This is a genomic window from Streptomyces tendae (assembly GCF_014650435.1).
Classification (GTDB): Bacteria; Actinomycetota; Actinomycetes; order Streptomycetales; family Streptomycetaceae; genus Streptomyces; species Streptomyces tendae.
In genome coordinates, this window is sequence record NZ_BMUY01000021.1 from 68,229 (window position 1) to 86,254 (window position 18,026).

Here is an 18,026-nt window from a genome sequence, read left to right on the forward strand (position 1 = left end):
CTTACGACTCGGTAGTTGAACCCTTCAGGGAACAGCTCTCGCACCGGCCGAAGATCGCGAAGTGCTTCATGTCGGTGTCGAAGCCGAACTGCTCGCGCAGCTTGGCGGTGAAGTCGGCGGCCACCGACAGATCGGCCTCGATCACGTTCGTGCAGTCCCGGCAGACCAGGTGGATGTGGTGGTGCCGGTCGGCCAGGTGGTACGTGGGCGCACCGTGCCCGAGGTGGGCGTGGCTGACCAGCCCCAGCTCCTCAAGGAGCTCCAGCGTGCGGTACACGGTGGAGATGTTGATCCCCGACGCCGTCTTCCGCACCTGGCCGAGGATGTCGTCGGGGGTCGCGTGCTCGAGGGTGTCCACGGCTTCGAGCACCAGCTGCCGCTGGGGCGTCAGCCGGTAGCCGCGCTGCCTGAGGTCGCTCTTCCAGTCGGTGCTCACCACACCACGAGTCTAGGACTACTTGAAGAAAGCGATCCCGTCGTCCGGCATGTCGTCCGGCAGGGCCTTGGCCCAGCGCTCGACGTCCTCCGGGGTGACGACCTTCTTCAGGTGCGCCGACATGTACGGGCGCAGCTCGACCTCGGGGGTCTGCTTCTCGCCGACCCACATCAGGTCGCTCTTGACGTAGCCGTACAGCCGCTTGCCGCCGGTGTAGGGCCTCGACGCCGCGGTACGGGCGACCGCGTCCGTGACCAGGTCGATCTGGGGCTTCTGGTCGGCCAGCTCGCCGTACCAGATCTCGATGACGCCGTCGTCGCGGGTCATCGTGACCTCGACCTTGCGGTTCGCGTCGATGCGCCAGAAGCCGTGCTCGGACTCCAGCGGGCGGACCTTGTTGCCGTCGTTGTCCAGCACCCAGGTGTGGGACTGGTACTCCAGGAAGTCCCGGCCGTCGTGGGTGAAGGAGACCTCCTGGCCGAAGTTGCACTTCTCGGCACCGGGGAAGTCGTGCACACCCGCGCCGGCCCAGTCACCCAGCAGGAAGACGAGCGGCACGAGGTCCTTGTGCAGGTCGGACGGGATCTCGATCATGAGCGGTACTTCCTGGCGTCGGTGATCAGCGCTGGCCCTGGTACAGCTTCTTCACGGTCAGACCGGCGAAGGCGAGAACGCCGACGCAGACCAGGACCAGCAGGGCTTCGAAGAAGATCTCCACGGGGTGCTCCTTGAGCGGGGGGCATACGACAGGGCCGGGCCCCAGCTTACGCGGCCGGGGCCCGGCCCTCAGTGCGAGGTCCGCCGTGCGGATCAGTGCAGCAGCCGGCTCTGCAGGAGGACGGTCTGCTGGAAGGGCACCGCCCGGGCGCCGCCCTTGCGGCTCTGCAGGACGACGGCCAGCACGTCGCCGGCACCGAAGTATGCCTGCCGCACCTGTTCGGCACCGTACGGCTCGGGTTCCACGTAGAAGGAGTACGTGAGGTCGTCGAGCTGTGCCTTCGTCGGGTATGCCTCGTCGGAGTAGGACTCGTCCGTCCCCCTCACTTTGTAGGACGGGCCGACGAACGGCGCCATGTGGCGGGACTGCAGGTCGTCGACGACCGCCGCGGTGTCGAAGTGCAGCAGGTAGATCCGCGTGTGGGTGCCGTCCGGCGTGGTCCAGCCGCGGGCGGCGATGTGCCGCAGCCCCTCGTCGACGAGCATCGGCCGCAGCCCGTCCCGGTCCGCCACGTCCCGGTACTCCTTGAGGAAGACGTCCGTCGCCAGCCACCCGTCGTTCCCGCGCAGCGCCTCGTCCTCCTTCGCGCCCTCGGGCGCCGGCAGGACGAGGTCGCGCAGGTCGGCGTAGTGGGCGCCCGCCTTGTTCTCCTCGGCGAACGGTCCGGGGCTGCCGGACGGCAGCGGCGCGGCGGTGAGCTCCGGGTAGTCCCACCGCCCGTCCGACTCGGTCGCCAGACCGGGTACGTCCGTGCGCTCCATGCGGGTGACGCCGTACGCCGTCGCCGACCCGACGGCCGCGAACACGGCGACGGCCGCGGTCCAGCGCAGTACGGCGCGCAGCACGCGGCGGTCTCCCTTTCCGGGAGCCGCGACCGGGGGCGGGAGCGGCGGCGGGGCCGGCGGGGTTTCCGGCATCGGGGGGAGCGAGGGCGCCGGTGAAGTGGTCTGCTCGGTCATACGGACTCCCCGGGCTCGGCGATGCGGTCGAGTTGCTCGGTCACCAGCGCGGTGATGCCCTCGGTGTCGAACGGCTGCATGGCGTCGGCGGTGACGGTGACCAGCACGTCTCCCTGGTACGCGGCGCAGAACAGCGTGTCGAGCGGGTCGTCGGAGGCGCCGAAGAGGTCGAGCTCGTCAGAACCGCCCGACTCACCCGACCCACCCGAATCACCGGGCTCGGCGGAGTCGCCGGGCAGGCGGAAGCAGCGGGCGTCCTTGTGGCCCTTGATCCGCGGGCCCTCACGGAAGTCGTCCAGCGCCGCGAAGAACTCGTTCTGCCGTGTCGCCATGTCCCGGACGGCCGACCGGTTCTCCATCCGCGACAGCACGATCGTCACCGTGGAGTCGCCGGTCATCCCGTCGGCGGTGAAGGTGCCGGTGCCGGCGTAGCTGCGCATCGCCATGCCCGTGATGTGCCGGCGGTCGATCTCCCTCTCGAGCTCCTTGCGCTCGGAGCGGGGCAGGCCGATCAGCGACTCCTTGCGCAGGGCGGTGGCCTGGGCGCCGCTCAGCGTGACGTCCGAGCCGTACTCCGCGAGGTCGGGGCCCCGGGACCAGCCGTCGATCCGGTACGGCACGAGGGCCCGGGCCAGACCGGTGGCCCCGGCCGACGCCTCCGCCTTCTTCTCCGGGGCGGCCTTGGGCAGCGTCCAGACGGGGGCCCCGGGGTCGCGGTCGGCGTCCTTCACGGTCACGGCGGTGTACCCGGCGCCTGCGAGGGTGGCGGCGGCGAGCACGAGCACGCTCCCCATCACGGCGATCCGCCGGCCACGTCCCGGCCGTTCCCCGGCAGGCGCGACCTCGTCGTCCGCGGCAGCCGCGTCGGGCCCGGGATCAGCAGCCTCCGACTCGGGTGCCCCGGGCACGGCGGGCGCGGGCTCGGGGGTTTCGAGCTCCTGGGTTTCAGGCCCCTGGGTTTCGAGCTCTGCGGTTTCGGGCTCAGGGGTTTCGGGCTCAGGGGTTTCAGCGGCGGGCGCCGGGGGAGCCGGCTCGTCGTTCCGGTCCTCGTTCACAGCCGCTCCATCTGCCGCTCGGCCAGATCCAGGATCGTCTTCTTGCTGATCCGCTTCTCGCCGCCGACGTAGATCTCCACCAGGATGTCGCCCCGCCGGGCATGCGCCTCCGCCGTGTACGTCGGCCCCTCTCCCGGCTCGCCGTTCGGCGCGTGGACGTACGCCCGCCCGTCCGAGGTCCCCTCGACTGGCCAGCTCTCGCCGTCCAGGTCGTCCGCCCAGTACTGCGCCCCTTCGTTGGCCTCGGCCGTCACCAGAACCTCCTCCTGGCGGAACTGGATCAGCCGGATGGACACGGTGTACGAGCCTTCGACGTACCAGCCGCCGACGGCCGCCCGGCGGAACTCGTCGGCGAGCAACGACTCGAACTGCTCGCTCGACCGCTGAAAGGTCCCGGCGTACGCGGCGAGGTCCATCCAGCCGTCGTTGCCCTCCGGCCACTCGGGGTCCCGCGCCCCGCGCGGCTTCTTCAGCAACAGCTCTCGCAGGTCGCCGTCGGTCCGCACCCTGCGGTCCTGGGCGGCCGGCAGCCGCTTCGGCACCTCGCCCGCACCGGGCGCGGCCAGGGGCTGGACCGGAGACGGCAGCCTCGTCGGCTCCCGGTCGGCCTGCACGAGGTAGCCGGTGCAGGTGCCGCCGACCAGCCCCAGCACGGCGGCGGTGCAGATGAGCGCGGCGGTGCGCCCGAGCCGACGCGGCCGTGACCGCGGCGCGGGCGCTTCGGGTGCTTCGGGTGCTTCAGGTGCTTCGGTCACCGGTGAACCGCCCTCGGGTTCCGGTTCCTCTTCCAAGACGTCCCCCCACAGAACGTGTGACGCATTCGATCAAGTGTGCGCACAGGAGACCCACAGCCCTGCTCCTGGGTTGTGGCGGCGTTGATTACGATTCGGCCATGGCGAAGAAGCTCGTGATCAAGGTGACGGCCGGGGCCGATGCTCCGGAGCGCTGCTCGCAGGCGTTCACGGTGGCGGCGGTGGCCGTGGCCAGTGGGGTCGACGTGTCGCTGTGGCTGACCGGTGAGTCCGCGTGGTTCGCGGTGCCCGGGCGGGCGGCCGAGTTCGAGCTTCCGCACGCCGCGCCGCTGCCCGACCTGCTGGACTCGCTCCTGGCGGGCGGCCGGGTGACACTGTGCACCCAGTGCGCGGCCCGCCGCGACCTCACCGAGAAGGACGTCATCGAGGGCGTACGGATCGCCGGGGCGCAGGTGTTCGTCCAGGAGGCACTGGGCGAGGACACCCAGGCCCTCGTCTACTGACGGGCGCCTCGCGGCCTACTGCCCCATGACGTACGCCACGGTCGGGCCGGTGGTCCAGCCGCCGTCCACCGCGAGTTCGGCGCCGGTGACGTAGGACGCGGCGTCCGAGAGCAGGAAGACGACCGCGCCGGCGATCTCGTCGGCCTCGCCGACCCGGCCCATGGGCGTGTTCGGGTACCTGCCCTCGCCGCGCTCGATGCCGACGGCCGCGGTCATCGGGGTGTACGTCATCCCGGGGTGCACGGAGTTCACGCGGATCCGGGCGGTGCCCCACTCCACGGCGCCGATCTTCGTGAGCCCGCGTACGCCCCACTTGGAGGCGCCGTAGCCTGCCGTGAGGGCGAGGCCCATCAGGCCGGCCGCGGACGAGATGTTGACGATCGATCCGCCGCCGGCCTCCCGCAGCGCGGGGACCACGGTCTTCATGCCGATGAAGACGCCGGTGAGGTTGACGTCGAGGACCGTGCGGAAGTGCTCGACGGACTCCGACTCCAGCGGCGTACCGGTCGAGATCCCGGCGTTGTTCACCAGTCCGTGCAGCGCGCCGAACTCGGTGACGGCGAAGTCGGCGACCCGCCGCCAGTCCTCCTCGGAGGTCACGTCGTGGTGCAGGAAGCGGGCGCGGGCGCCGAGTTCGCGGGCGGTGTTCTCGCCCTCGCCGTTCAGTACGTCGGTGATCAGGACGTGCGCCCCGGCGGCGACCGCCTGCCTCGCGGCTTGTGCGCCGAGGCCGCGGGCGCCGCCGGTGACGATCACGTTCTTGCCGGTCAGGTCGTGCATGGTGCGTGCTTTCCTTTCGGGGTTTCTGGGGGTTCTGGGGTTCTGGGGTTCTGGGGGTTCTGGGGGTTCTGGGGGCGGGTGCCTTCAGAAGTGGGTGCCGCCGTCGACGCGGACCTCGGTGCCCGTGATGAACCGGCCGTCCTCCGAGGCCAGCATCGCGACGACCGACGCCACCGTCTCCGGGCCGGCGAAGCCCTGGCCGAGTGCGGGGGACAGCTTCGCGAACAGGGCCATGTCGGCGTCCTCGGGCAGCCCGGGACCGGCGCTCTGCCCGCTGACCCCGCTGCCGTCCGTCATGCCGGATGAGATGGAGCCGGGCTGGACGGCGGTGAAGCGGATGCCGCGCCCCGCGTACTCGGCGGCCAGGGCGTGGGTCATGGACTGGATACCGCCCTTGCTCGCCGCGTAGGCCGCCATGTAGGGGTGCGCGAAGGCGGCGGAGGTCGAGCTGAAGTTGACCACCGCCGCGTCCCGGCCCTCCAGCAGCGCGGGGATCGCCTCGCGGATCACCAGGAAGGTGCCGACGAGGTTCACCGTCAGGACCCGGGTGAAGTCCGCGAGGCCGGTCTGCCCGGTGTGCGAGGAACGCAGGATGCCGGCCGCGTTGACCAGGACGTCGAGGCCGCCCAGCGCGTCCGTCGCGGCACGGACCCCCTCGCGCACCGAGGTCTCGTCGGCGATGTCGACGACGAGCGTGGTGAGCCGGTCCGCGTGGTGCCCGGCCTTGTCCACGGTGTCCTTCAGGCCCGGCTCGCTGACGTCCGCCGCGACGACGGCACCGCCCTCCGCGAGCAGCCGCAGCACGGTGGCCTGGCCTATGCCCGAACCGCCGCCGGTGATCAGGGCGCGACGGCCTTCGTAACGATGCGAGTAGTTCATGTAGTTCATGTCCGTCACCGTACGCCTAGGTGGCACGTTTTGCCATTACGTCACGGCATGCCGTCTGACGGTCGCAGGCCGTACGCTTCTCGGGTGAGCACCGAGCCACCGCCCCCGACGCTGACCGAACGCCGCAAGGCCGCCACCCAGCTCGACATCGCGCACGCAGCGGCAGAGCTCTTCGCCACCCGGGGCCCGGAGGCCACGACGGCGGAGGAGATCGCCCGGCGGGCGGGGGTCGCGCTGCGGACCTTCTACCGGTACTTCCGCTCCAAGCAGGACGCCGTCGGCCCGCTGCTCACGGTCGGCGCCGACCGCTGGCGGGCGCTGCTGGCCGAGGCGCCGCCGGGCAGCCCGCTCGGTCCCGCCCTGCGCGGCGCGGTGGAGCAGGCGCTGGCGACGCCGGATCCGCAGGCCGTCGAGGCGCTGCTGCGCACGCGTGGTCTGCTGCGCGCCGCCGCGGACGATCCCGCGCTGCGAGCGGTCTGGTACCGCGTGAACCAGGAGTCGGAGGAGCTGCTCATTCCGGTGATCGCCCGGCTGGCGGACGGCCGCCGGGACCCGCTGGAGGTGCGTCTGGTCGCCGCCGCGGCCACCGACGCCATCCGGATCGCCCTGGAGACCTGGTCCGGCACCGAGGCCGCGACCGAGGGCCCCGACTCCCCCGCCGACCTGGCGGTGCGCTGCCTGCGCAGCCTCCTCGGCCCCGGGGACGACACGCCTTAGGGGCGCTTCCTGTCGGTGGCGCTTCTCGTCAGTGGCGCTTCTTGCCGTCCAGTTCGTCCCACCACTCGTCGGACTGGGCGTCGCCCGACGGGTCGTCCCACCAGCGGTCGTCCGGACCGCGCCGGTTGGCGACCATCGCGGCCACCGGGGGGATGAGCATCGTGAACACGCACAGTCCGACGGCCGCCGGGACGGACCAGAGGCGCACGACTCCCCAGGCCAGGACGAAGAGGACGATGCAGGTCCCCATCATGGCGAAGTAGACGTGCCGCCGCCGCGCGTACATACCTCCAGAGTAGGTCCGGACCCTCCGTCCGGACACGCCGAAGGGGCCGCACTCCAGGCGTCCAACCCGGTGGGTGCGGCCCCTTCGGCCGTCGCGCGGCGTGCGCGCCGCGCTGCCTGCCGTCAGACGGCGATCGCGACCTCCGCGAGGCCGCCGTGCTGGGCGACGACCGTGCGGTCGGCGGTGCCGCCCGGGACGAGTGCGCGTACGGTCCAGGTGCCCTCGGCCGCGTAGAAGCGGAACTGGCCCGTCGCGGAGGTCGGGACCTCCGCCGTGAACTCGCCGGTGGCGTCCAGCAGACGGACGTAGCCCGTCACCGGCTCGCCGTCGCGGGTCACCTGACCCTGGATGGTGGTCTCACCGGGCTTGATCGTCGAGGCGTCGGGGCCGCCGGCCTTCGCTCCGCACATGTCGTACTCCTGAGGGGTTGAGAGGGGGCGGGCTTACTTGTTGGCGCCGAGCTCGATCGGCACGCCGACCAGGGAGCCGTACTCGGTCCAGGAGCCGTCGTAGTTCTTGACGTTCTCCACGCCGAGCAGCTCGTGCAGGACGAACCAGGTCAGGGCCGAGCGCTCACCGATCCGGCAGTAGGCGATGGTGTCCTTCGCCAGGTCGACCTGCTCGTCGGTGTAGAGCTGCTTCAGCTCGTCGTCCGACTTGAAGGTGCCGTCGTCGTTGGCGTTCTTCGACCACGGGATGTTGCGCGCGGACGGGACGTGGCCCGGACGCTGCGACTGCTCCTGCGGCAGGTGGGCCGGGGCGAGCAGCTTGCCGGAGAACTCGTCGGGCGAGCGGACGTCGACCAGGTTCTGCGCGCCGATCGCCTTGACGACGTCGTCGCGGAAGGCGCGGATCGCGGTGTTCTGCGGCTTGGCCTTGTAGTCGGTGGCGGCGCGCTGGGGCACCTCGTCGCCGGGGACCAGCTCGCGGGCGTCCAGCTCCCACTTCTTGCGGCCACCGTCGAGGAGCTTGACGTTCTCGTGGCCGTAGAGCTTGAAGTACCAGTAGGCGTACGACGCGAACCAGTTGTTGTTGCCGCCGTAGAGGACCACCAGCGTGTCGTTGGCGATGCCCTTGGCCGACAGGAGCTTCTCGAAGCCCTCCTGGTCGACGAAGTCGCGGCGGACCGGGTCCTGGAGGTCCTGGGTCCAGTCGATCCGGATCGCGTTCTTGATGTGGTTCTTCTCGTAGGCGGACGTGTCCTCGTCCACCTCGACGATCGCGATGTCGGTGTCGTCCAGGTGGTCCTGCAGCCAGTCGGCGTCGACCAGGACGTCGCTGCGGCTCATGTTTTCTCCTCCGGGGCAGTTGCGGCGGGGCGTGCGGTGCGAGGGGGTACGCGCTCGGGCCGTGCGGCGGCGCGCGGGTGCCCCGGGCAGCCCGGGGCGGGGCGAGGGATGAGGGGGACACGGACGGCGACGTCGCCGTCCGCCTCAGAAGGTGCGACAGAGCATGGCGGCAACGCGGCACAGGTCCACTGCCCGCCGCTTCGTGAGGTCCGCCTGTCGCTTCATAGGTCCCGATCGTAGGGATTGAGGGCGGGCCGTGTCACCGATGTGTCGCATGATGAGACGGGATCGTCCGAGATGCGGGATCGGGAAGCCCGTCGCCCTGCCCCGGTGGGTCACTCGGGACGACGCCGGTGTCACCGCATCTGCGGTACGGACAGCGCCGTCTCGCCTGTCGGACGCGGGTGCCGTCGACGACCGTCCGCGCGGCGCCGGCCTTCGTCCTACCCGGCCAGCTTGACGTTCGAACCCTTCACCGTGATCTCGACGCCGTCCTTCGCCGCCTCGACCTTGTCGAGCTTGATGCCGCCGGGCAGCTCGTCGATGGTCTGCTGGAAGTCGGTGATGGCGCGGATCCGGGACTCGGCGAGCTGCCTGCCGCCTATCGTCGGCAGGCCGTCGGCGACGACCTCGACGTCGTCGTCCTTGACCTTGACCGAGCTGAGCACCTCGACCGGCTCGGGCACCTCGACACCGAGGACCGTGGCCTGCAGCGACACCTTGATCTTCCCGTTGCCGCCGTCGGAGAGGCCGACGACCTTGGCGTCGATGCCGGGCGCGATCTCCGTGGGTTCGGACTTGGTGGCCTTCATCAGCTCGTCGTAGCCGACGGTCGCGGTGCCGGTGGCGGTGGCCGCGGTGGCGGAACTGTAGTCGCCGGAGAACTCGACGCCCTTCATGTTCGCGCGCAGGTGGGCGATGCGGATCTTCTCGTTCGCGTTGCCGGTGGACGCCTCGTAGTCGTCGATGCCGACCTCCACGTCGTCCAGTTCACCGCCGGCGACCTGGGTGAGGAAGGGGAAGCCGTTGATGGAGACGTCCGGCGTCGAGGCCAGGTTCTCGGTGCTGCGGAGCTTGTCGGCCGCCTCGTCCTCGGCGAAGTTGACGGCGACACGGTCGGCGATCACGAAGAGGCCGCCCAGGATCACGACGACGATCAACAGTATTCGCAGTGCGCGCATGCGGTGTTTCCCCAACCCTGGACGCTCGACGGCGGCGGACCCGACGACCGGCGGCCGTCCAGCGCGAGCGTAACGCGGGCCGGCGGCACCCCCCGGGTTTTGTCGAACAGCTGTGACAGGGGGTGCCGCCACCCGTGACAAGGGGCGCCACGGGGCTCAGGCCAGGGCGCGGCCCAGCAGGTACACGGCCGGGGCCGCCGCCGCCAGGGGCAGGGCCACGCCCGCCGTGAAGTGCACGAAGCGGGAGGGGTAGTCGTAGGCGGCCACCCGCAGGCCGATCAGCGCGCAGACCGCCGCCCCCGCGCCGAGCAGCGCCCCCGACGCCCCGAAGTCCGTCGCCGAGCCGACCGCGATCCCCGCCCCGGCCGCCGCGAGCAGCGCGACGACCACGGACGCCGGGGTCGGCAGCGGCAGCGCACGGGCCACGGCGGCCACGGCCACCGCGATCCCGCCGACCGTCACCGCGTCCGCGTCGGCGGCGAGGTACCCGCCCGCGACGACGGCCAGGGCCGCCGCGGCGATGGTCGCCATCAGGCCGTACATGCGCTCGTCGGGGTCGGCGTGCGAGCGCAGTTGCAGGACCAGGGAGAGCAGCACCCACACCCCGAGCGTGCCGAGGATCGCCGCCGGGGAGCGGTCCGACACCAGCAGCGCCGCGTCGGCGGCGAGCGCACCCGCGAAGCCCAGCGCGATGCCCTGCCGGGCCGGCCACATGCCGTTCAGCCGGAACCAGCCCGCCGCGGTGACCGCCTGCAGGACGACCAGCGGGACGAGCAGCGCGTACGTACCGAGCGCCGCCGCGCCGGACAGCAGCAGCCCGAGCAGCGCGGTGAGCCCGGCCGGCTGCATGCCCGGGTCGATGATCGGCGAACGCCCCTCGGCGCGGGCCCGCTGCGCGTCCGTGATCCGCGTGTTCCCGGCGACGGTCGCCGGACCGTAGCCCGGATCGGCGGAGGTGTCGGGAGCGGGAGCGGGCGCGGGGGGCTCGTACGGCGCGGGCTGCTGCTGCGCGTACGGCTGCTGCGGGGACTGGTACGGCTGCGCCTGCGACTGCCCGTGCCCCTGCGAGGGGTACGGCTGCGGCTGGGCGTGCGGCGGCAGGTACGCCGTCTCCTCCGCGGAGACCGGCGGCTGCACCTGCGTCTCCCAGGTCTGCCCCTGCCACTGCTGCGTGTACTGGCCGGCGTTCGGGTCGGACTGCTCCCCGTACCCCTCGTACGACTGGTGGGAGGGGTACGACTGCTGCGGTTGCTGCGGCTCCTGTCCGGGCCACGCGTGCGCGTCGTATCCCTCGTACCGCTGATCCTGGCCGTACTGCTGACCCTGGCCGTACTGCTGGTACGGCTGGTGCGGCTGGTCGGTCATCGCTCACCCTCCTGCGAACGGCGGGAGCACCTCGACCGTGCCGCCGTCGGCCAGCCGTACCGTCTCATGCCCGCGGGTGCCCGCGGGGTCGCCGTCGACGAGGAACGAGCAGCGCAGCAGCACGCGCGTGAGTTCGCCGGGGTGGCGCTCGCGGACCGCGTCGAGCGCCTCGGCGAGCGTCGCCGCGTCGTACGGCTCCTCGGCCACCCCCGCGGCGGCCTTCGCGGCGGCCCAGTAGCGCACCGTGACCTTTGCCATCTGGTTCCTTCGTCGTCGGCGATGAACAACGTCAGGCTAGCCCGCCCGGGCCACCGCCCAGTCGCCGATGCGGTGCAGCAGTTCCTCGTCGGAGGCGTTCTCGGCGTGCCCCATGCCGGGCTCCAGCCAGAGTTCGCCGTGGTCACCGGCGGCCTCGGCCAGCATCCGGGGGTGGTCGAGGGGGAAGTAACCGTCCCGGTCGCCGTGCACGACGAGCAGCGGCCTCGGCGCGATCCGGGGCACCGCCTCCACCGGCGACAGCGGCACCGGGTCCCAGTCGCGGTGGTGGATCCGGGTGCGCAGGCCGTAGCGGCCCACCAGGCGCCCGGCGGGGCGCATCACCAGCCAGTGCAGCCGGCGCATGGGTGCCGTGCCCCGGTAGTACCAGCGGGCGGGGGAGCTGACCGACACGACGGCGTCCGCGCCCGCCCCGTCGTCGGCGGCATACAGCGCGGCGTGCCGCAGGACCACCGAGCCGCCCATGGAGAAGCCGACGGTCACCACGCGCGCGTGCCCGAAGCCGCGCGCCCACTCGACTGCCGCGGCCAGGTCGAGCACCTCTCGGTCGCCGACGGTGGACCGCCCGCCGGACGCGCCGTGGCCCCGGAAGGAGAACGTGACCACGGCACCGTGCCGCGCGAACGCCTCCGCGATCCGCCGCACGTGCGGCCGGTCGGCGTCGCCCGTGAACCCGTGCGCGACGACGAACACCAGGTCAGAGGGGTCGCGCCCGGTCGGCCCCGGCTCGTACACGGCGTCGATGGAGACCCCGTCGGCCGTACGGAGGAAGGTGCGCGCGGGTGTGCGGCGCGGCGCCCCCCGGGGCGTCTCGGGATGCGGACGATTGGCTGGACCACGGGTGGAACGCGCCACATGACCCGGCGGTCGGTTGCTCATGTCGGCTATTCTGCTGGGCAGAGGACTCGGGCAACGTAGCCCCCGGGTCCTTTTGTGCTTTCGGGAGCGATGCCGGGCGGGCGCCGGGCGTTCACCTCCCGGACGCCACCAGTACGAAGCAGTGCCGCAAACGTCCTCGCAGGGACCCAGGAGGAACCAGACGTTATGGGCGAGCGAACCGGGCACGACCACAACCCGTCCCAGGCAGGTGGGGCGCGATGAGTTCTCTGCTGCTCCTGACCAACGCCCTCCAGCCGTCGACGGAGGTGCTCCCCGCCCTCGGCCTGCTGCTGCACAACGTGCGCGTCGCCCCGGCCGAGGGACCCGCCCTCGTCGACACCCCGGGCGCCGACGTCATCCTCGTCGACGGCCGCCGCGACCTTCCCCAGATCCGCAGCCTGTGCCAGCTGCTGCGCTCCACGGGCCTCAGCTGTCCGCTGGTCCTCATCGTCACCGAGGGCGGCCTCGCCGCCGTCACCGCCGACTGGGGGATCGACGACGTACTGCTCGACACCGCGGGTCCGGCGGAGGTCGAGGCGCGGCTGCGGCTGGCCACGGGCCGCCAGCAGCTCGGCGGCGACGACTCCCCCATGGAGATCCGCAACGGCGACCTGTCGGTGGACGAGGCGACGTACTCCGCGAAGCTGAAGGGCCGGGTCCTGGACCTGACCTTCAAGGAGTTCGAGCTGCTGAAGTACCTCGCCCAGCACCCGGGCCGCGTGTTCACCCGCGCGCAGCTGCTCCAGGAGGTGTGGGGGTACGACTACTTCGGCGGCACCCGCACGGTCGACGTGCACGTGCGGCGGCTGCGCGCCAAGCTCGGCCCCGAGCACGAGTCGCTGATCGGCACCGTCCGCAACGTCGGCTACCGCTTCGTGACGCCGGAGAAGCCCGAGAAGGGCGAGAAAGCCGAGAAGGCGGAGAAGGCCGAGGCGCCCGAAAAGGCGGACACCGAAGCGAGTGAGGCGGCGGGCGCAAGGTCATCCAAGGTGTGATACGCCCTGCCCGGAGCGGGTCCATCCGCGTAGACTCCGCGCGTGGCCAAGGTGACTCGGGATGATGTGGCGCGACTGGCGGGGACTTCGACCGCCGTCGTCAGCTACGTCATCAACAACGGACCCCGGCCGGTCGCCCCGGCCACGCGCGAGCGTGTCCTCGCCGCGATCAAGGAACTGGGGTACCGCCCGGACCGGGTCGCCCAGGCGATGGCGTCGCGGCGCACGGACCTCATAGGTCTGATCGTGCCGGACGCGCGCCAGCCGTTCTTCGCGGAGATGGCGCACGCTGTCGAGTGGGCCGCCTCCGAGCGCGGGAAGATGGTGCTCGTCGGCAACAGCGACTACGTCGGCGAGCGCGAGGTCCACTACCTGCGCGCCTTCCTCGGCATGCGGGTCTCCGGCCTGATCCTGGTCAGCCACGCGCTGAACGACAACGCCGCCGCCGAGATCGACGCCTGGGACGCCCGGGTGGTCCTGCTGCACGAGCGCCCCGAGGCCATCGACGACGTCGCCGTCGTCACCGACGACCTGGGCGGCGCCCAGCTCGCCGTACGCCACCTGCTGGAGCACGGCTACGCGTACGTCGCCTGCATGGGCGGCACCGCCGAGACCCCGTCCGTCGGCGACCCGGTCTCCGACCACGTCGAGGGCTGGAAGCGCGCGATGAAGGAGGCCGGTCTCTCCACCGAGGGCCGGCTCTTCGAGGCGCCGTACAACCGCTACGACGCGTACCGCGTGGGTCTGGAGCTGCTCTCCGGGCCGCAGCGCCCGCCCGCGATCTTCTGCTCCACAGACGACCAGGCGATCGGTCTGCTGCGCGCGGCCCGCGAGCTGCGCATCGACGTCCCCGGCGAGCTGGCGGTGGCCGGGTTCGACGACATCAAGGAGGCGGACCTCGCCGATCCGCCGCTGACGACGGTCGCCTCGGACCGGTCGGCGATGGCACGCGCCGCCGTGGACCTGGTCCTGGACGACGGACTGCGGGTGGCGGGTTCCCGCCGCGAGCGGCTGAAGGTGTTCCCGTCGCAGCTGGTGGTACGGCAGTCCTGCGGTTGCGCGTAAGTCGCTCCGTCGACGCCTTTATATCGGGCATACGAGGTTCTGCCGGGCTTCTCAGGCAGCACTCAGGCCGCTCTCATACGGGGGCGGGAAGCTCATGGACATGACCGAGAGCCTCCGCCAGAACGGCGAGTACGAGCACGCGAACCCGTACCAGGGACCCCACCAGCACGCCTCCTCTCCCGTCAACCCGGAGTGGCCGCCCCCGCCGGCGCAGCCGCCCGGGAACCACCCCACGCAGCCCCTGCCGGACATGCGGCCCGAGCAGCCCGAGCAGCCCGCGGAACCGCACGGCAGGCGCCCGGCCCGGCGGCGCGGCCCCGCCGCCCTGCTGGTGGCCGTGGCGATCGTCGCGGCGGCCGTCGGCGGCGGCACGGCGTACGGCATCCAGGAGCTGACCGGCAGCGGCGCCGTCGCCTCCAGCTCGACCAGCACCAACGTGGTGCCGTCCAGCCAGAAGGGCACGGTGTCCGGCGTCGCGAAGGCGGTCAGCCCGAGCATCGTCGAGATCAACGCCACCTCGAACGCCGGGTCCTCCACCGGTTCCGGTGTGATCATCACCGACGACGGCGAGATCATCACCAACAACCACGTCGTCGCGGGCGCCTCCTCCGTCAAGGTGACGACGAACGACGGCAAGCAGTACACCGCCGACGTCGTCGGCACCGACAGCAAGAAGGACCTCGCGCTGATCAAGCTGCAGAACGCCTCCGGCCTCAAGGCCGCCACCCTCGGCGACTCCGACGGCATCGGGGTCGGCGACCAGGTCGTCGCCATCGGCTCCCCCGAGGGCCTGACCGGCACCGTGACCAGCGGCATCGTCTCCGCCCTCGACCGGGACGTGACCGTCTCCACGGACGAGGGCCAGCAGCAGCAACAGCAGCGGCAGGGCGGCCAGTGGCCGTTCGAGTTCGGCGGCCAGCAGTTCAACGGCGACACCGGCTCGTCCACGACGACGTACAAGGCGATCCAGACCGACGCCTCCCTCAACCCGGGCAACTCCGGCGGCGCGCTGATCGACATGAACGGCAACATCATCGGCATCAACTCCGCGATGTACTCGGCGACCGAGTCCTCCGCGAGCGCGGGCAGCGTGGGCCTGGGCTTCGCCATCCCGATCAACACGGTCAAGGCCGACCTGCCCGAGCTGCGGGCGGGCGCGAGCAACTGACGACCACCTGACGAGCACCTGACGAGCGACTGAGCGGGCGCGAAGACGTGCGACGCTGAAGGCGTTGACACCACGGTTGACTCCCGTACCCGCATCCGACCGCACCCGAGGACCCGAGCCCATGAGCCCCGCAGACGCCGACCGCGACCGCGAGATCCAGCGCATCCTGATCGTCGACGACGAGCCGGCGGTCCGCGAGGCCCTCCAGCGCAGCCTCGCCTTCGAGGGGTACGACACCGAGGTCGCCGTCGACGGCGCCGACGCGCTGGAGAAGGCCGCGGCCTACCGGCCCGACCTCGTCGTCCTGGACATCCAGATGCCCCGCATGGACGGCCTGACCGCCGCCCGCCGCATCCGCGGCGCCGGTGACCTGACGCCCATCCTGATGCTGACGGCCCGCGACACGGTCGGCGACCGGGTGACCGGCCTGGACGCGGGGGCGGACGACTACCTGGTCAAGCCGTTCGAGCTGGACGAGTTGTTCGCCCGCATCCGCGCGCTGCTGCGCCGCAGCTCCTACGCGGCGGCCGTGGAGGCCACGGCCGAGGACGACGACACGCTGAGCTTCGCCGACCTGACGATGGACCTGGCGACCCGGGAGGTCACCCGGGCCGGACGCCCGGTCGAGCTGACCCGCACGGAGTTCACGCTGCTGGAGATGTTCATGGCGCACCCGCGCCAGGTCCTCACCCGGGAGCAGATCCTGAAGGCCGTCTGGGGCTTCGACTTCGAGCCGTCGTCGAACTCCCTCGACGTGTACGTCATGTACCTGCGCCGCAAGACCGAGGCGGGCGGCGAGCCGCGCCTGGTCCACACCGTCCGCGGCGTCGGCTACGTCCTGCGGCAGGGCGGCGCGGAGTGACATCCCTCACCCGCCGGGTCCGAGCCCTGCCCATCCGGGCACGACTGTCGTTGCTGGTGGCGGCGGCGGTGGCGTTCGCGGTGGCGGCGGTTTCGGTGACGTGCTGGTTCATCGTCCAGGGGAGGCTGTACGACCAGGTCGACAGCGACCTCAAGAAGGCCACGATGCTGAACGACCCGCAGCAGCGTGACCAGGCCAGGGAAGCGCTCAACAACTGCTCACAGACTCCACGGGAAGGCGTCAACGGCCTGCGGACGACCTACTCCCAGGTGGTCACGGCGAGCGGGACGGTCTGCCTGTTCACCACTTCGGTGGGTGAGATCAAGGTGACGGAAGCCGATCACGAGGTGATCGACAACGGTTCGCCCCGCGAGGGCAGCTTCCGCAACGGCACGGCCGAGGACGGCACCGAGCTGCGCGTGCTGACGCTGCCGGTGACCATCACCAACCCGGTCACACAGGACAGAGCGGGCGCCGCACTCATCGCCGCCGTACCGCTGAAGGGCACCCAGTCCACGCTCAACGACCTGGCGCTGATCCTCCTCCTCGTCTCCGGCGTAGGAGTCATCGGCGCCGGCGCCGCCGGGCTGTGGGTGGCGCGGACCGGGCTGCGTCCCGTCGACGAACTCACCGAGGCCGTCGAGCACGTCGCCCGCACCGAGGACCTCACCGTCCGCATCCCCGTCGAGGACGACAGCGACGACGAGATCGCCCGCCTCTCGCGGTCCTTCAACAGCATGACCTCGTCCCTGGCCAGCTCCCGCGACCTCCAGCAGCAGCTCATCGCCGACGCGGGCCACGAACTGCGCACCCCGCTCACCTCGCTGCGCACCAACATCGAGCTGCTCACCCGCAGCGAGGAGACGGGCCGCCCGATCCCGGAGGCCGACCGCAAGGCACTCCTCGCCTCGGTCAAGGCGCAGATGACGGAACTGGCGGCGCTCATCGGCGACCTCCAGGAACTCTCCCGCCCCGACACCGGCCAGCACGAGGGCCGCACCCGCATCCTCGCCTGGCACGACGTCGTCGAGTCGGCGCTGCGCCGCGCCCGCCTGCGCGGACCGGAGCTGGCGATCAACGCGGACGTACACCCCTGGTACGTACGGGCGGAACCCGCCGCGCTGGAACGGGCGGTGGTCAACATCCTGGACAACGCGGTGAAGTTCAGCCCCGACGGCGGCACCGTCGACGTGCGCCTCGCCGACGGCGTCCTCACCGTCCGCGACCACGGCCCCGGCGTCTCCGCCGACGAACTCCCGCACGTCTTCGACCGCTTCTGGCGCTCCCCGAGCGCCCGCGCCCTGCCCGGCTCGGGCCTGGGCCTGTCCATCGTGGCGCGGACGGTGCAGCAGGCGGGCGGCACGGTGAGCCTGACCCCGGCCGACGGCGGCGGGACCACCGCCACGATCCGGCTGCCGGGGGCGCCGGTGCCACCGCCGGAGCAGGACCTCAGGCCGGCAGCCGAAGATCGATGACGAAGCCGATCTCGACGACCTGACCGGGCAGGGTCAGCTCGGTCACGCCCAGGACCGTGCTGGCCGGGCGATGCCGGCCGAAGTACGCCAGGTTGCCCCGCGCCACCGCGGCGGCGTGCTCCCCCAGGTCCACCACGTACTGGGTCTGCGACACGATCTGGTTGCGGGTGGCTCCGTAGTGCTCCAGGACCCGGTCCATGTTGGCGTGGGTGCGCCGGAGCTGGGCGGCGAAGTCACCGCCGTCCGGGAACTCACCCGCCTCGTCGAACGCGAGCTGCCCGGACACATGGACCAGCTCGCCCGACCTGATCGCCTGGGAGTAGCCGAAGTCGTCCTCGGCCGGCACGTCGAACCGGAAGACGTCGTGGGTGGTCATG

The 18,026-nt window shown here is 71.7% G+C and carries 22 protein-coding genes; 7 read left to right on the forward strand and 15 right to left on the reverse strand.

From position 1 onward, the window contains the following. Position 1 precedes the first annotated feature (1 nt). From IE258_RS37195 to IE258_RS37215, 5 genes are all read right to left on the reverse strand, one after another. Entirely contained in the window at positions 2–439 is a 438-nt protein-coding gene (locus IE258_RS37195) for a Fur family transcriptional regulator (protein WP_115743326.1), read from the reverse strand. Between the two features lie 15 nt (positions 440–454). Continuing rightward, positions 455–1,030, reverse strand: coding sequence for a heme-binding beta-barrel domain-containing protein (locus IE258_RS37200; protein ID WP_087808593.1), 576 nt, complete (start codon positions 1,028–1,030; stop codon positions 455–457). A gap of 216 nt (positions 1,031–1,246) precedes the next feature. After that, on the reverse strand, positions 1,247–2,113 hold the full coding sequence (locus IE258_RS37205; RefSeq protein ID WP_189750234.1) for a hypothetical protein: 867 nt from the start codon (positions 2,111–2,113) through the stop codon (positions 1,247–1,249). After that, positions 2,110–2,907, reverse strand: a complete 798-nt coding sequence (locus IE258_RS37210) for a hypothetical protein (protein WP_229892668.1) — start codon at positions 2,905–2,907, stop codon at positions 2,110–2,112. The genes IE258_RS37205 and IE258_RS37210 overlap by 4 nt, the downstream gene beginning before the upstream one ends. 257 nt (positions 2,908–3,164) lie before the next feature. Further along, complete coding sequence (locus IE258_RS37215) at positions 3,165–3,923, reverse strand: hypothetical protein (protein ID WP_189750235.1); 759 nt, start codon at positions 3,921–3,923, stop codon at positions 3,165–3,167. Positions 3,924–4,060: 137 nt separating this feature from the next. On the opposite strand from IE258_RS37215, the gene IE258_RS37220 reads away from it, so the two are divergent. Next, positions 4,061–4,423, forward strand: coding sequence for a DsrE family protein (locus IE258_RS37220; RefSeq protein ID WP_052842954.1), 363 nt, complete (start codon positions 4,061–4,063; stop codon positions 4,421–4,423). A 15-nt stretch (positions 4,424–4,438) separates the two neighbouring features. On the opposite strand, the gene IE258_RS37225 is transcribed toward IE258_RS37220, so the two are convergent. After that, positions 4,439–5,203 (reverse strand): glucose 1-dehydrogenase, encoded by a 765-nt coding sequence (locus IE258_RS37225; RefSeq protein WP_189750236.1) that lies wholly within the window; start codon positions 5,201–5,203, stop codon positions 4,439–4,441. A gap of 84 nt (positions 5,204–5,287) precedes the next feature. Then, positions 5,288–6,082: an SDR family NAD(P)-dependent oxidoreductase gene (locus IE258_RS37230; protein ID WP_189750269.1), complete on the reverse strand. Its 795-nt coding sequence runs from the start codon at positions 6,080–6,082 to the stop codon at positions 5,288–5,290. Positions 6,083–6,175: 93 nt separating this feature from the next. On the opposite strand from IE258_RS37230, the gene IE258_RS37235 reads away from it, so the two are divergent. Continuing rightward, positions 6,176–6,808 (forward strand): TetR family transcriptional regulator, encoded by a 633-nt coding sequence (locus IE258_RS37235; RefSeq protein ID WP_189750237.1) that lies wholly within the window; start codon positions 6,176–6,178, stop codon positions 6,806–6,808. Positions 6,809–6,836: 28 nt separating this feature from the next. On the opposite strand, the gene IE258_RS37240 is transcribed toward IE258_RS37235, so the two are convergent. The 7 genes from IE258_RS37240 to IE258_RS37270 all read right to left on the reverse strand — a co-directional run bounded on the left by IE258_RS37240 (position 6,837) and on the right by IE258_RS37270 (position 12,084). Further along, positions 6,837–7,094 carry a DUF3099 domain-containing protein gene (locus tag IE258_RS37240; RefSeq protein WP_016326801.1) on the reverse strand — a complete coding sequence of 86 codons (258 nt, stop codon included), beginning with the start codon at positions 7,092–7,094 and terminating at the stop codon, positions 6,837–6,839. Between the two features lie 122 nt (positions 7,095–7,216). Further along, positions 7,217–7,504, reverse strand: coding sequence for a DUF1416 domain-containing protein (locus IE258_RS37245; protein WP_159328934.1), 288 nt, complete (start codon positions 7,502–7,504; stop codon positions 7,217–7,219). Positions 7,505–7,537: 33 nt separating this feature from the next. Then, complete coding sequence (locus IE258_RS37250; protein WP_087808581.1) at positions 7,538–8,383, reverse strand: sulfurtransferase; 846 nt, start codon at positions 8,381–8,383, stop codon at positions 7,538–7,540. A gap of 443 nt (positions 8,384–8,826) precedes the next feature. After that, entirely contained in the window at positions 8,827–9,564 is a 738-nt protein-coding gene (locus IE258_RS37255; protein WP_189750238.1) for an LmeA family phospholipid-binding protein, read from the reverse strand. Between the two features lie 156 nt (positions 9,565–9,720). Next, positions 9,721–10,929: a hypothetical protein gene (locus tag IE258_RS37260; protein WP_189750239.1), complete on the reverse strand. Its 1,209-nt coding sequence runs from the start codon at positions 10,927–10,929 to the stop codon at positions 9,721–9,723. Between the two features lie 3 nt (positions 10,930–10,932). After that, positions 10,933–11,187 carry a MoaD/ThiS family protein gene (locus tag IE258_RS37265; RefSeq protein WP_159328938.1) on the reverse strand — a complete coding sequence of 85 codons (255 nt, stop codon included), beginning with the start codon at positions 11,185–11,187 and terminating at the stop codon, positions 10,933–10,935. A 36-nt stretch (positions 11,188–11,223) separates the two neighbouring features. Continuing rightward, complete coding sequence (locus tag IE258_RS37270; protein WP_189750240.1) at positions 11,224–12,084, reverse strand: alpha/beta hydrolase; 861 nt, start codon at positions 12,082–12,084, stop codon at positions 11,224–11,226. Positions 12,085–12,302: 218 nt separating this feature from the next. Here IE258_RS37270 and glnR point away from each other — a divergent pair, with 218 nt between their 5' ends. The 5 genes from glnR to IE258_RS37295 all read left to right on the forward strand — a co-directional run bounded on the left by glnR (position 12,303) and on the right by IE258_RS37295 (position 17,649). Next, positions 12,303–13,079 (forward strand): two-component system response regulator GlnR, encoded by a 777-nt coding sequence (gene glnR / locus IE258_RS37275; protein ID WP_189750241.1) that lies wholly within the window; start codon positions 12,303–12,305, stop codon positions 13,077–13,079. Between the two features lie 42 nt (positions 13,080–13,121). Then, positions 13,122–14,144, forward strand: coding sequence for a LacI family DNA-binding transcriptional regulator (locus tag IE258_RS37280; protein ID WP_087808575.1), 1,023 nt, complete (start codon positions 13,122–13,124; stop codon positions 14,142–14,144). A 100-nt stretch (positions 14,145–14,244) separates the two neighbouring features. Then, on the forward strand, positions 14,245–15,312 hold the full coding sequence (locus tag IE258_RS37285) for a S1C family serine protease (RefSeq protein ID WP_189750242.1): 1,068 nt from the start codon (positions 14,245–14,247) through the stop codon (positions 15,310–15,312). Positions 15,313–15,433: 121 nt separating this feature from the next. Then, positions 15,434–16,174 carry a response regulator transcription factor gene (locus tag IE258_RS37290; protein WP_123625093.1) on the forward strand — a complete coding sequence of 247 codons (741 nt, stop codon included), beginning with the start codon at positions 15,434–15,436 and terminating at the stop codon, positions 16,172–16,174. Beyond that, a complete protein-coding gene (locus IE258_RS37295) occupies positions 16,171–17,649 on the forward strand; it encodes a sensor histidine kinase (protein ID WP_159328942.1) in 1,479 nt (492 codons plus the stop codon). Before IE258_RS37290 ends, IE258_RS37295 begins: the two co-directional genes overlap by 4 nt. On the opposite strand, the gene IE258_RS37300 is transcribed toward IE258_RS37295, so the two are convergent. Beyond that, positions 17,624–18,025 carry a RidA family protein gene (locus IE258_RS37300; RefSeq protein WP_127895308.1) on the reverse strand — a complete coding sequence of 134 codons (402 nt, stop codon included), beginning with the start codon at positions 18,023–18,025 and terminating at the stop codon, positions 17,624–17,626. The two genes, IE258_RS37295 and IE258_RS37300, sit on opposite strands and share 26 nt — an antisense overlap. Between the last annotated feature and the right edge of the window lies 1 nt (position 18,026).